This is a genomic window from Agromyces sp. Y182 (assembly GCF_059445385.1).
Genome location: NZ_JCAIUF010000001.1, coordinates 47,376 through 60,928, shown reverse-complemented (window position 1 = coordinate 60,928; position 13,553 = coordinate 47,376). Strand labels below are relative to the sequence as shown.

At 68.7% G+C, this 13,553-nt stretch carries 12 protein-coding genes; all 12 read left to right on the top strand.

The genetic code is table 11. The features are described 5' to 3' along the window. Positions 1 to 14: 14 nt before the first annotated feature. The 12 genes from dapA (at position 15) to AC1C2R_RS00225 (ending at position 13,543) form a co-directional block, all read left to right on the top strand. Positions 15 to 989 carry a 4-hydroxy-tetrahydrodipicolinate synthase gene (dapA, locus tag AC1C2R_RS00280; protein ID WP_495350541.1) on the top strand — a complete coding sequence of 325 codons (975 nt, stop codon included), beginning with the start codon at positions 15 to 17 and terminating at the stop codon, positions 987 to 989. A gap of 87 nt (positions 990 to 1,076) precedes the next feature. Beyond that, entirely contained in the window at positions 1,077 to 2,753 is a 1,677-nt protein-coding gene (locus AC1C2R_RS00275) for a ribonuclease J (RefSeq protein WP_495350540.1), read from the top strand. Between the two features lie 371 nt (positions 2,754 to 3,124). Next, positions 3,125 to 4,243 carry an efflux RND transporter periplasmic adaptor subunit gene (locus tag AC1C2R_RS00270; RefSeq protein WP_495350539.1) on the top strand — a complete coding sequence of 373 codons (1,119 nt, stop codon included), beginning with the start codon at positions 3,125 to 3,127 and terminating at the stop codon, positions 4,241 to 4,243. Then, positions 4,240 to 4,944, top strand: a complete 705-nt coding sequence (locus AC1C2R_RS00265) for an ABC transporter ATP-binding protein (protein ID WP_495350538.1) — start codon at positions 4,240 to 4,242, stop codon at positions 4,942 to 4,944. Before AC1C2R_RS00270 ends, AC1C2R_RS00265 begins: the two co-directional genes overlap by 4 nt. Then, complete coding sequence (locus AC1C2R_RS00260; protein WP_495378554.1) at positions 4,941 to 6,182, top strand: ABC transporter permease; 1,242 nt, start codon at positions 4,941 to 4,943, stop codon at positions 6,180 to 6,182. The genes AC1C2R_RS00265 and AC1C2R_RS00260 overlap by 4 nt, the downstream gene beginning before the upstream one ends. Before the next feature lie 274 nt (positions 6,183 to 6,456). Continuing rightward, complete coding sequence (locus tag AC1C2R_RS00255; protein ID WP_495378553.1) at positions 6,457 to 9,390, top strand: FtsK/SpoIIIE family DNA translocase; 2,934 nt, start codon at positions 6,457 to 6,459, stop codon at positions 9,388 to 9,390. Between the two features lie 38 nt (positions 9,391 to 9,428). Beyond that, a complete protein-coding gene (gene pgsA / locus AC1C2R_RS00250) occupies positions 9,429 to 10,031 on the top strand; it encodes a CDP-diacylglycerol--glycerol-3-phosphate 3-phosphatidyltransferase (RefSeq protein ID WP_495350535.1) in 603 nt (200 codons plus the stop codon). Positions 10,032 to 10,046: 15 nt separating this feature from the next. Further along, entirely contained in the window at positions 10,047 to 10,547 is a 501-nt protein-coding gene (locus AC1C2R_RS00245) for a CinA family protein (protein WP_495350534.1), read from the top strand. 212 nt (positions 10,548 to 10,759) lie between these two features. Then, positions 10,760 to 11,068 (top strand): helix-turn-helix domain-containing protein, encoded by a 309-nt coding sequence (locus AC1C2R_RS00240; RefSeq protein ID WP_344293510.1) that lies wholly within the window; start codon positions 10,760 to 10,762, stop codon positions 11,066 to 11,068. An 86-nt stretch (positions 11,069 to 11,154) separates the two neighbouring features. Beyond that, positions 11,155 to 11,400: a DUF3046 domain-containing protein gene (locus AC1C2R_RS00235; protein ID WP_495350533.1), complete on the top strand. Its 246-nt coding sequence runs from the start codon at positions 11,155 to 11,157 to the stop codon at positions 11,398 to 11,400. Positions 11,401 to 11,692: 292 nt separating this feature from the next. Beyond that, positions 11,693 to 12,757 carry a recombinase RecA gene (gene recA, locus AC1C2R_RS00230; RefSeq protein ID WP_495350532.1) on the top strand — a complete coding sequence of 355 codons (1,065 nt, stop codon included), beginning with the start codon at positions 11,693 to 11,695 and terminating at the stop codon, positions 12,755 to 12,757. Positions 12,758 to 12,805: 48 nt separating this feature from the next. After that, the gene (locus AC1C2R_RS00225; protein WP_495378552.1) at positions 12,806 to 13,543 is read left to right on the top strand and encodes a regulatory protein RecX; all 738 of its coding nucleotides are present in this window, start codon (positions 12,806 to 12,808) and stop codon (positions 13,541 to 13,543) included. Positions 13,544 to 13,553: the final 10 nt, after the last annotated feature.

Here is a 13,553-nt window from a genome sequence, read left to right as displayed (position 1 = left end):
ATAGCCTTGACCACGTGGCTCAAGATAATCCCTTCGGACAAGTGCTCGTCGCGCTCGTCACGCCGATGACGGCGGACGGCGAGGTCGATTGGCCAGGGGTCGAGAAGCACATCGACGATGTCATCTCGGCCGGCGCCGACGGCATCGTCGTCACCGGCACCACGGGCGAGACCTCGACGCTCACCGACCCCGAGAAGATCAAGCTCGTCGAGGTCGGCAAAGACGTCGCCGCCGGCCGCGCGAAGATCATCACGGGCGGCGGCTCGAACGAGACCGCGCACGCCATCGAGCTCTACAAGCACAGCGAGCAGGCCGGCGCCGACGGCATCATGATCGTCACGCCGTACTACAACAAGCCGACGCAGGCGGGCATCCTCACGCACTTCCGTCTGGTTGCCGACGCCACCGACCTGCCGGTCATCCTCTACGACATCCCGGCTCGCACCGGGGTGCCCATCATGTACGAGACGATCCTGCGGCTCGCCAAGCACCCGAACATCCTCGCCGTGAAAGACGCCAAGGGCGACTTCTCCGAGGTGAGCCGAGTGCTGAACCAGACCGACCTCATGTACTTCTCAGGTGACGACGCCAACGTGCTGCCGCACCTCTCGATCGGCGCGACCGGGCTCATCGGCATCACGGCGAACGTCGCACCGGCGCCGTATCGCCAGATGATCGACGCCGTGAACGCGGGCGACCTGGCAACGGCGACCGCCGCGCATCAGCAGCTCGAACCGCTCGTGCGCGCCGTCATGACGCACGTGCCGGGCACGGTCGCCGCGAAGTACATCCTGCACGGCCTCGGTCGCATCGCCAGCCCGCGCGTGCGCCTGCCCCTCGTCGGCCCCGAAGAGTGGGAGGCCGCCCTCATCGAAGACGAGATCGACCACGTCACGGGCATCCCGGGCGCCGACTTCCACAACTTCCGCCCCGACCGCAACGCCGCCGCGGGCGGCGCGCTGCCGAAGGTGGCGGGCACCACGCGCTAGTCGCACGCACGAGTTCGCTCGCGCCATGAGACATCCGCGGCCCTGAATGGCCGCACCGAACTGAACACCGCAACAGAAGGAGGGCCCATGCCCGACGTCGTCATCGATCCTGCCCCGCTCGAGGCCGGAACGCTCCGCATCATCCCCATCGGCGGCCTGGGGGAGGTCGGCCGCAACATGACCAGCTACGAGATCGACGGCAAGATCCTCATCGTCGACTGCGGCGTGCTGTTCCCCGAAGAGCACCAGCCGGGCGTCGACCTGATCCTGCCCGACTTCGGCTTCTTGAAGGAGCGCCTCGACGATGTCGTCGGCGTCGTGCTGACACACGGTCACGAAGACCACATCGGTGCGGTGCCGTACCTGCTGAAGCTCCGCGGTGACATTCCCCTGATGGGCTCGCAGCTCACGCTCGCGCTCGTGGAGGCGAAGCTCAAGGAGCACCGCATCCAGCCCTACAGCCTCACGGTGAAAGAGGGCCAGCACGAGCAGATCGGCCCGTTCCGGCTCGAGTTCATCGCCGTGAACCACTCGATCCCCGACGCGCTCGCCGTGGCGATCAAGACCGACGGCGGCACCGTGCTCGCGACCGGCGACTTCAAGATGGACCAGCTGCCGCTCGACGGGCGCCTCACCGACCTGCGCGAGTTCGCGCGTCTCGGCGAAGAGGGCGTCGACCTCTTCATGGTCGATTCGACGAACGCGGATGTCCCGGGCTTCACCCCACTCGAGCGTTCGATCGGTCCTGTGCTCGACGAGGTCATCAACCGTGCTCCCCGCCGCGTCATCGTCGCGAGCTTCTCGAGCCACGTGCACCGCGTGCAGCAGGTGCTCGACGCCGCGTGGGCGAACCACCGCCGTGTCGCGCTCCTCGGTCGCAGCATGGTGCGCAACATGACGATCGCGGCCGACCTCGGCTACCTGAATGTGCCCGAGGGCGTGCTCATCGACTACAAGAAGGCCGGCAACATCCCCGACGACCAGATCGTCTACATGTCGACGGGTTCGCAGGGCGAGCCGATGGCGGTGCTCTCCCGCATGGCGAATCGCGACCACCAGATCGAGGTCGGCGAGGGCGACACGGTGATTCTCGCGTCGAGCCTGATCCCGGGCAATGAGAACGCGGTCTACCGAGTGATCGACGGCCTCACGAAGCTCGGTGCGAACGTCGTGCACAAGGCGAATGCGAAGGTGCACGTCTCGGGCCACGCGGCCGCCGGCGAGCTGCTCTACTGCTACAACATCCTGAAGCCGAAGAACGTGCTGCCGATCCACGGCGAGTACCGGCACCTCTTCGCCAACGCGAAGCTCGCGCAAGACACGGGCATCCCCGCGAAGAACACCTTCATCGGCGAGAACGGCTCGGTCTACGACCTGCGGGGCGGCGTGCTGCGGGTCGTCGGTCAGCTCGACCTCGGCTTCGTCTACGTCGACGGCTCGACAGTCGGCGAGATCACCGACGCCGACCTGAAGGATCGCCGCATCCTCGCCGAGGAGGGATTCATCTCCGTCATCGTCGTCGTCGACGCGTCGACGGGTCGGGTCATCACCGGGCCCGAGATCCACGCGCGCGGTTTCGCCGAAGACGCGTCGGTGTTCGACGACGTCAAGCCGAAGATCATCGAGGCGCTCGCCGAGGCGGCGCAGAACGGCGTTCGTGATTCGCACGCACTCTCGCAGATCTTGCGCCGTGTACTCGGTGGCTGGGTGAACCGTCGCCTGCGCCGTCGGCCCATGCTCGTGCCGCTCGTCATCGAGGCGTAGCCCGGCGAGGCGCGCTCGTCATCGGGGCGGTCGCTGGGGCGAGCCTCGGCGACGGCCGGCGATGACGGGCGCGTCGGCGACCGCGTCGCCCCGCCCCGAGTCCTCCTGGCGCCGTCGATGGCGCTCAGCGAAGTCGGCCTGCTCGTGGCCGCGATCACGACTGCCCCGTAGCGCTCCTGCTTCCGGCGGCGGCCCTGATCCTCGTGGGCCGAGGTGCACGGTCGCGGCGGCGTCGGCCCGGCCCGCGGCATCCGCTCGGTTCGGTCTCGTCGCAACGCACGTCGATACCGGTGGCCCCCGAGTCGGGGATGACCCCGAATCCTCCCTGAGAGGGATTCCGCGGGGCGCTCCGAATCCCTAAGGTGGTGGGGATGCCCGGCGGCCCCTACGGCTGGGCGACCCGACGAAGGAGTGCCGTGGGCGTCTGGCGCAAGTGGATCTTCCCGACCGTTCGCATCGTGATGGTGGCGGTGATCGCGATCGCACTCGCGAAGCTCGCGTTCTTCCCCGATCGGGCGGAGGCCGACGCAGAGGTGATCTCGCCCACGGGCACGGTGTCCGAGCCGCAGGCCGTCGTGGCACGCGGTTCCATCGCGAACGACGTCGTGCTCACCGGCACCGTGAACGCGGATGCCTCGGCGCCCGTCAAGGCGACGGGCACCGGCACGGTCGACGAGGTCTTCGCGACGGCGGGGCAGCAGGTCGCCGCCGGACAGAAGATCTTCGACATCAAGGTCGAGGATCCGGTCGAACCGGTCGAGTCGACGGGCCCCGACGGCCTGCCGACGGTCACGGTGCCGCGTGCGAGCTTCCACTTCGAGAAGGTGCTCGCGCCGACGGCGGGCGTGCTCTCCTCCCTCGATGTCATCGCGGGCCAACCGGTCGCCACGGGGGATGTCGCGGGCCAGGTCGCCCCGCCGAGCTTCAACGTGACGGCGACGCTGAGTCCCGAACAGCAGTATCGGCTGACGAGTGCGCCGACCGAGGCGGCCGTGACCATCGCGGGCGGTCCGGCGCCCTTCACGTGCGGGGGCCTGGTGATCTCGACGCCGCTGTCGGGCGCCGGCAGCAGCCCGACCGGATCGGCCGCGGGTGCGGCCGGTGGCGCTGGTGCAGGCGCCGGTGGCGAGGCATCCGGAGGCACGACTGTGCGTTGCGCCGTGCCCGGCGACGTGCGTGTCTTCCCGGGCCTCTCCGCCCAGGTCACGATCTCCGCGGGCAGCGCCGACGACGTCCTCGTCGTGCCGATCACCGCGGTCGAGGGCGGCGCCGAGACCGGCGTGGTGTGGCTCGTGACGCCCGACGGCGAACGCACCGAGCAGCCCGTACGCCTCGGCCTGAGCGACGGCAGCCAGGTCGAGGTCGTCGAAGGCGTCGCCGAGGGCGATCAGGTGCTGCAGTTCGTGCCCGGTGCGCCAGGCGACAGCGGCGCTGAGGGCTGCGTGCAGACGCCCGACGGCATGATGACGTGCGGAACCGTCACGAAATGACGCTCGTCGAAGCACGCGGCGTCGGTCGCACGGTGGAACTCGCCGACGGGCATCCGCTCACGATCCTCTCGGGCGTCGACCTCACGGTCTTCGAAGGCGACCGAATCTCGATCGTCGGCCGCTCGGGCTCGGGAAAGTCGACGTTTCTGAACCTGCTCGGCCTTCTCGACACGCCGACCGAGGGCGAGCTCGCGTTCCTCGGGCACGACGTGCGGCGCATCGGCAGCGGCGCGCGCGATCGGCTGCGCGGGCGCGAGATCGGCTTCGTGTTCCAGCAGTTCAACCTGCTGCCAGGTCGCACAGCCCTCGAGAACGTGCAGACGCCGCTGCTGTATTCGGGCGGGCGCGAGTTCTGGCAGCGCGAGCGCATCGCCCGCGACATGCTCGAACGCGTCGGACTGGGGGAGCGGCTGTCGACGAAGCCCGAGCGACTGTCGGGCGGCGAGCAGCAGCGGGTGGCCATCGCACGTGCGCTCGTGCGCCGGCCGCGGCTGATCCTCGCCGACGAGCCGACCGGTGCCCTCGACCTCGAGACCGGTGCCGAGGTGATGGCGCTCATCGAGTCCGTTGCCGTCGAGACCGGTGCCGCTCTCGTGACGATCACGCACGACCCCGCGATCGCCGCGCGTGCCAACCGGCACTTCCGGCTCGTGAGCGGGCGACTCGAGACGACGGATGCCTCGGCTGAGGCAGTCGCATGACCGGCTGGCTGGCCCGCACCGCGACGGGCATGGTGAGCACGGTCGTCGAGGCCCTCGAAGAGTTGCGCATCCACCGCGGGCGCGTGCTGCTGTCGCTCATCGGCGTCGCCGTCGCCGTGTGCGCGCTCGCGACCGTGGTCGCCGGGGCTGCGATCGCCGAGCAGGCCGGCCGCGAGATGCAGGAGCGCTATGGCGGGCGACCCGCGACGGTCTCGCTCAACGTCAGCTCGGCGAGTGGAGCCGTCGACACCGAGGCTGCGGCCGCCGCGTGGCAGACCGCGCTCGACCGTCACGAGATCGAATATGCGAGCCGCTCGGGTTGGGGCAGCCTCACGGTGCAATTCGTCGACGGCGCGGTGCCGGTGCAGATGCAGGTCGTCGATCCCGACTTCGGCATCATGCACCGCGTGCGCCTGATGGAGGGGGTCTGGTTCTCCGAGCGCGATGCCGATCGGCTGGCACCGGCGGTCATCGTGAGCGAGGCCTTCTGGGAACGGCTCGGGAGTCCGTCGCTCGCAACCCATCCGACGGTCGAACTGATCGGGAAGGGCCAGACCACGGGCGTGATCATCGGCGTCACTCCCGCGCAGAGCGAGTGGGACACCGAGCCGAGCGGGTTCATCCTGGCCGACGGGTTCCTGCCGCTGCAGTCTGCGACGCCCGATCCGATGATGGGCGAGTACATGCCGGCGTACGAGATGTGGGTTCCCGACGGCTCGGCCGACGAGCTCACCGAGTCGATGAAGCAGGCCTTCATGGCCGAACTGGGTGGAGGCGCGACGGTCGACGGATATCGCACCGACTACGCGGCCCAAGAGGGCGACCCGTTCCTGCCGATCAAGCTCCTCGTCACCGGGGTGGCGGTCGTGATCCTGCTGCTCGGTGCGCTCGGCCTCCTGACGATCGCGCTCGTGACCGTGCGCGGCCGCATCAGGGAGATCGGAGTGCGGCGCTCGTTCGGTGCGACCGCCGGGAGGGTGTTCTTCTCCGTGCTCATGGAGACCGTCGTCGGCACCTTCGTGGCGGGCGTCGTCGGCGTCGGAGTCGCCATCGCGCTCGTGCGCAGCCCGCTCATGGGCATGGCTCTGGGCGGCGTCGAGGTGCAGGACCTTCCCGGATTCCCGATCGAGGCGGCGGTCATCGGCATCGGCGCGGCGGTCGCGGTGGGCGCGCTCGCGGGTCTCCTGCCTGCGCTCGGCGCGGTGCGCGTGAAGGTCATCGACGCGATCCGATTCTGAGGGTTCGGAGGCTCTGAACTGCGGAGTACTTCGCTGAGTCGTTGTATCGCTCCGAGGGCTTCGCGATCGTCGACGCTCACGCCGGCCGCGACACGATGGTGCGGTCGCTGCGGTGACCTGCATCGTCGTGCGGTCAGCGTCGTGCGCCCCCGCCGTCGTGCGTCCGCCATCGCGCGCCCAGCCGTCGAGCGCTTCGCAGGCCCAGGATGCGCCTCGCGGATCGCGAACACTCGCGTCCGGCTGACACCCGGTGGGGGCGCGCGGCCGTAGCCTTATGGGCATGGCTACGAGCACCAGGTCGAACGGTCGTGCCTCGGGCACGTCTTCGCGTGCTTCGAGTTCGCGCACGGCGCCCACGAAGAAGCTGCCCGCGGCGAGCACTCGTGCCGCCGCGTCGAAGAAGACGTCCCAGACGCCCGAGAGACCGAACGTGGTCGTGCGCGCGTGGATGGGACTCGCTCACCTCACCGGCGGCGCCGCCCGTGCACTCGGACCCGAGACGCTCTCGAAAGAGGAGCGCCGCGACGGCTTGCCGTTCTTCATCGTCGTGCTCGCCATCGCCGGTGCGGTCGTCGAGTGGTTCTTCATCAACGACCCCATCGCGCAGGCGCTCGACTCGTGGACGTTCGGCGGCCTGTTCGGCCGCGTCGCGTTCGCCTTGCCCGTCGTCATGCTGCTCTTCGCCGTGTGGCTCTTCCGGCACCCGAGTTCCGTGCACGACAACACCCGCATCGGCATCGGCCTCGGCCTGTTGCTCCTCACGGTCTCCGCGCTCTGCCACCTCTTCGGCGGCCTGCCCGAGCCCCGCGAGGGCATGGCCGTGCTCGCCCGCGCGGGCGGCGTCCTCGGCTGGATGGTGGCGGCTCCGCTCACCGCGCTGATCACGCAGGCCGGGGCCACGGCAGTCGTCATCGTCCTCCTCCTGCTGGCGCTGCTGATCATCACGAAGACGCCGCCGAACCGCATTCCGGCGCGGTTCCGCGAGCTCTACGAGTGGCTCTTCGGGGCGACGCACGACGAACCCGTGACCGAAGTCGGGCCGAAGCCGTCGCGTCGCGATCGCAAGAAGGCGGTGCAGACCGAACTGTCTGGCCTCGACGCGCTCGACGCAGACGGCGACGGCGAAGACACAGGTCGTGGCGGTCTCGTGCCGTGGTGGCGTCGCAACGATTCCAATCGCGAAGAGGACCCGTCGTTCGAAGCGCCGGGAGTGGAAGGCCTCACCGAGGTCTTCGGCGCGGGTTCTGCCGCAGGCAGCTTCGAGACGCCGCTCGAGGTCGCGGCCGCTCCGAGCAGCTATGACACCGAGGTACTCGGTGACCTCGAGCGTGCCGAGTCGGCCCTGCAGGGCTTCACGGGCGACGTGCCGCGCGGCGGCACCGGCCTTCGCGGTGACGACGCAGGGGCGACGAACGTGCTCGCGGTCTTCGACGAGGTCGATGCGGGCGGCGCCGTCGTTCCCGCGGCGGCAGGCGCGGAGCCCTCGCAATTCGAGCCGGAAGCGGCAGCCGAGCCGGATCGTCCGTATCACTTGCCCGCATCGTCGAGTCTGGCGGCCGGTCCGCCCCCGAAGTCGCGCTCCCAGGCGAACGACGACGTCGTGCGCCAGATCACCGCGGTGCTCGACCAATTCGGCGTCGACGCGAAGGTCACCGGTTTCTCGCGCGGACCGACCGTCACGCAGTACGAGATCGAGCTCGGCCCGGGCGTCAAGGTCGAGCGGGTCACCGCACTCTCGAAGAACCTCGCCTACTCGGTCGCCTCCAACGAGGTGCGCATCCTCTCGCCGATTCCCGGCAAGAGTGCGATCGGCGTCGAGATCCCGAACGCCGACCGCGAGACCGTCACCCTCGGAGACGTGCTGCGCTCCGGCGCAGCCGTCAACGCGAAGCACCCCATGACGATCGGCGTCGGCAAAGACGTCGGCGGCGGTTACGTCGTCGCGAACCTCGCCAAGATGCCGCACTTGCTCGTCGCCGGCTCGACGGGCTCGGGCAAGTCGAGCTTCGTCAACTCGATGATCACGTCGCTGCTCATGCGCGCGAAGCCCTCAGACGTGCGCATGGTGCTGATCGACCCGAAGCGCGTCGAGCTCGCGCCGTACGCGGGCGTGCCTCACCTGATCACCCCCATCATCACGAACCCGAAGAAGGCCGCAGAGGCGCTGTCGTGGGTCGTGAAAGAGATGGACATGCGCTACGACGATCTCGCGTCGTTCGGCTTCCGCCACATCGACGACTTCAACAAGGCCGTCGTCAACGAAGAGATCGTGCTGCCCGCCGGTTCCGAGCGGAAGCTCAAGCCCTACCCCTACCTGCTCGTGGTGGTCGACGAGCTCGCCGACCTCATGATGGTCGCGCCCCGAGACGTCGAGGAATCGATCGTGCGCATCACCCAGCTCGCGCGCGCTTCCGGTATCCACCTCGTGCTCGCGACTCAGCGGCCGTCTGTCGACGTCGTGACGGGTCTCATCAAGGCGAACGTTCCGTCGCGACTTGCGTTCGCCGTCACGAGCGTGACCGACTCCCGCGTCATCCTCGACCAGCCGGGCGCAGACAAGCTCATCGGTCAGGGCGACGCGCTGTTCCTGCCGATGGGCGCCTCGAAGTCGATCCGCGTGCAGGGCGCCTGGGTCACCGAGGCCGAGATCGAGAAGGTCGTGAAGCACGTCACGCGGCAGGCACGGCCGGAGTACCGGCAGGATGTCGCGGCATCCGTCGACCGTAAACAGATCGACTCCGACATCGGCGACGACCTCGAGCTGCTGCTCGCGGCGGCCGAGCTCGTGGTGTCGACGCAATTCGGTTCGACCTCGATGCTGCAGCGCAAACTGCGGGTGGGCTTCGCGAAAGCCGGCCGCCTCATGGACCTCCTGGAGTCGCGCGAGATCGTCGGACCCTCCGAGGGGTCGAAGGCGCGCGACGTGCTGGTGACCGTCGAGCAGCTGGCCGGTGTGCTCGCACGTCTCCGAGGCGAAGAACCGGCCAGTGCTCCGGCCCCGCGCGCGGTGGCGCCGGCGGCAACGGCGGCCGCGGCTCCGGCTCCTGCGGCGCAGACGGGTCCGCTCGGCGACGGCATCGCCCCGACCGAGGCATACGACGCCCCCGACGCTCGATACGACGATCCCGTCGCCCGCATGAGCGAGGGTCGCCCAGAGGTCGACGGAGACGCTGACGAAGACGCATGGGGTCTCACCGGGCGCGATTGAGCTCGGCCCGCGTACGGCGCGCCCGGTAGTCTGGACGTATGACCTCCTCCGCCGGAAGCCCCCCGCGATCGGCGAACTGGAACCTTCCGAACGCGATCACGGTCGTGCGCATCCTCGCAGCGCCCGTGTTCTTCTGGATGTTGCTCGCCGACGCCGGCGAAGACGGCTGGCTGCGCTGGGCGGCGGCCGTGCTCTTCATCCTGGCGATCGCCACCGACGGCATCGACGGGCATATCGCACGTTCACGCGGGCTCGTCACCGACCTCGGCAAAATCCTCGATCCGATCGCCGACAAGCTGCTCACGAGCGGCGCCCTCGTCTGCCTCTCGATCCTCGGCGAGCTGTGGTGGTGGGTGACGATCGTGATCGTCGTCCGTGAGGTCGGCATCACCGTCTGGCGGCTCTTCGAGCTACGCCGAGGCAACGTCGTGCCCGCGTCATCGGGCGGCAAGTTGAAGACGGTCGTGCAGGCGGTCGCGATCTCGCTCGCACTCGTGCCGCTCTGGACCATTCTCGGCGACTGGGTGCTCTGGGTGAACTGGACCGTGATGGCGCTGGCGCTGGCCCTCACGCTGTGGTCAGGGCTCCTGTACGTGCGCGATGCCGTGCGCCTCGCACGCGCCTCGCGCGATGCGAGCTGAGACGGGCGAGAGCGGATGCCTCGCGCGACCGTCGACTCGGCAGCTCGGCTGATCGCCGAGCTCACCGATCGCGGCCTGCGCATCGCCGTCGCCGAGTCGCTGACAGGCGGTCTCGTCGTCGCCGAACTCACGAGCATCCCCGGCGCATCCGTCGTGGTGAACGGCGGCGTGGTCGCGTACGACACCGACGTGAAGCGGTCGGTGCTGGGGGTCTCGGCCGAGCTGCTCGCGAGTGAGGGCGCCGTGCACCCCGAGGTCGCTCGGCAGATGGCCGACGGCGTTCGCCGCGCGCTCGCGGTCGACGGTCGTGCGGCCGACCTCGGCATCTCGACGACGGGCGTCGCCGGCCCGACCGGTCAAGACGGGAAGTCGCCCGGAACCGTCTTCCTCGGCGTCGCATTCGGCGACGAGATCGAGTCGATCGCGCTCGCGCTGCATGGCAGTCGCGCCGAGATCCGCGCGGCGACGGTGGTCGCGGTGCTCGACGCCGCGCTCGATCGGCTCGCACGAGACTGATCCGCCTCGAAGCATCCGACCGCTCGTCGTGGATATCTCGGAAGTCGACCGGCGGCACTCGGAATAGTCTTCGTGAACACCCTGTTACATGTGGCAGGTTCACACGAAAGCCCCAGTGTGCAACGCTAGATTGGAAGCACGGAGAGTCAGGTAGACTGACGCTCCGGTTTCCGGCTCCAGCAGAGTCGTAGGCAGAGAGAAGGAGGTTCCCGATGGTCCTGGTTCGACAGGAGATCGGCGATGTGCTGAGGGACTTCCGCCTGCAGAAGGGCCGTACCCTTCGTCAGGTCGCTTCCAAGGCGAGCGTCGCGCTCGGCTACTTGAGCGAGGTTGAGCGTGGCCAGAAAGAGGCCTCGTCAGAGATTCTCGCGTCGGTCGCCGATGCACTCGACACGCCCATCTCGGTGATCATGCACGAGGTCGGCGACCGTATCGCCGTGATCGAAGGCCTCTCGGTAGTGCCCGACAGCCTGCCAGACGAGCTCGTCGCCGAGTTCGACGCCGACATGATGGTCCGCTGACCACCACCCACTTGCGAGCTGACTATTCAACGTTTTGGCGATCGGCCGGTCCTCGGACCGGCCGATCGCCTGTCCGGGAGGCACCCGTGAAGCTGAGCGAGTTCCATACCGCGGTCGAAACCGAGTTCGGCGCGGGCTACGGCAGCGTGATCGTGGGCGACCTGGTGCTCGCGTCGCTCGGCGACCGCACGGCACGCGAGGCGCTCGCTGCGGGCATTCGGCCTCGCGAGGTCTGGTTGGCGCTCTGCGAGGCGACGGATGTCCCCGAGTCGCGTCGGCACGGAGCCGGTAGGCCGGTTCCGGGGGAGTCTCGTTCGCCTGGGCAGCCGTAGTCCGTTCGGTCACCCCATCGCGCCCGAAGAAGTGTTCGACACGCGGGCGTTTCTTCGAACATGCGTTCGGAGACTGCGTTAGGCTCCTCAACAGCAGGAGCAACAGCGCATCCGTCCACATTCTTCGCCGAACCGGCGTCGGATGTCGGTGGCCGACCATACGGTCGATGCGTCGGAACACACCGCACCGCCTTGTCGCGAGACGCCGCGGGCCAGCGCCAGCCGGTCTGGGCCCGCAACGTGGAACGACAGCCTACAGGCAGCAGCAATCGAGCAAGAAGGAGCCCCACCCATGGCATCAGCAGCAGACCGCGAGAAGGCACTCGAAACCGCGCTCGCACAGATCGACCGCCAATTCGGCAAGGGCTCGGTCATGCGCCTCGGCAGCGAAGATCGCGCCCCCGTCGAGGTCATCCCGACCGGCTCGATCGCGCTCGACATCGCGCTCGGCATCGGGGGCATCCCGCGCGGCCGCATCGTCGAGATCTACGGCCCCGAATCCTCGGGCAAGACCACGCTCACGCTGCACGCCATCGCCAACGCGCAGAAGTCCGGCGGCATCGCGGCGTTCATCGACGCGGAGCACGCGCTCGATCCCGAATACGCCAAGAAGCTCGGCGTCGACATCGATGCCCTTCTCGTCTCCCAGCCAGACACGGGCGAGCAGGCGCTCGAGATCGCCGACATGCTCGTGCGCTCCGGCTCGATCGACCTCATCGTCATCGACTCGGTCGCGGCGCTCGTGCCTCGCGCCGAGATCGAGGGCGAGATGGGCGACTCGCACGTGGGCCTCCAGGCCCGCCTCATGTCGCAGGCGCTCCGCAAGCTCACGGGTGGCCTCAGCCAGACCAACACGACCATGATCTTCATCAACCAGTTGCGCGAGAAGATCGGTGTCTTCTTCGGCAGCCCCGAGACCACCGCGGGCGGCAAGGCACTGAAGTTCTACGCCTCGGTGCGACTCGACATCCGTCGCATCGAGACGATGAAAGACGGCACGGAAGCAGTGGGTAACCGCACCCGGGTCAAGGTCGTGAAGAACAAGATGGCGCCGCCGTTCAAGCAGGCGGAGTTCGACATCCTGTACGGCACCGGCATCTCGCGCGAGGGCAGTCTCATCGACTTCGGCGTCGATCAGGCGATCGTGAAGAAGTCGGGTGCGTGGTACACCTACGACGGCGATCAGCTCGGCCAGGGCAAAGAGAACGCCCGCAACTTCCTGTTGCAGAACCCTGACATCGCCGCCGACATCGAGCAGAAGATCCTCGTCAAGCTCAACGTCGGCCAACCGGCCGTTGCGGCGGTTCCGTCGAACGTCGAGTCCATCGAGCCGAAGCTCGGGCGCAAGGGCGCCTGACCAATTGGGTACCGCGAACGAGCGGAGATGACCGGGGTGGGCACTGAAATGAACGATGCATCGTCTGAGCGGCTCGCCCCGGTCACCTACCTGCCGTGGGCGAAAGAGCCTGCGGCACGTCGCGCCGATGGTGCTCGCCGGCGCACGCCGACGAAGGAGCCTGCGGCTCCTGCACCGATGAAAGAGCCTGCGGCTCCTGCGCTGACGAGAGAGTCTGCGGCGCTTGCGCCGGCGATGGAGCCTTCGGCTCCGAGTGCCCGTGGCGCTCGCCGGCGGGCGACAGAGGCTGAGGAGTCGGCTCCCGACGAGAGCGGCGCAGAGCGAGACGCGCGCATCGATCGGCTCGTCGTCTCCAGGCTTCGTCGCTCGGCGTTGTCGACGTCAGAGGTGCGCGCGGTGCTCGTCGAACACGGACTCGACGACAGCGAGGTCGAAGACTGGCTCGAGCGTTACGAGCGACTCGGGTACCTCGACGACGCCCGGCTCGCCGAACAACTCGTGCACAGCCACGGCGTGCGCAAAGGCCGAGGCAGCGGAGCGATCCTGCAAGAGCTCGGGCGCCGCGGTGTCGACGCCTCGCTTGCTCGTGAAGCCGTCGAAGACCTCGACCCTGAGACCGAGCTCGAGAACGCGCGCGCGGTCGCCGAGCGCCGAGCGCGTCAGCTCAGGGGCCTCGACCGGCAGACCGCCGAACGGCGCCTGTCTGCGTTCCTCCAGCGCCGCGGGTACCCCGGCCATATCGTGCGCGAGGCGGTGACGGCGGCACTCTCGGCGGATGGCTCGTAAACTGGTGCGA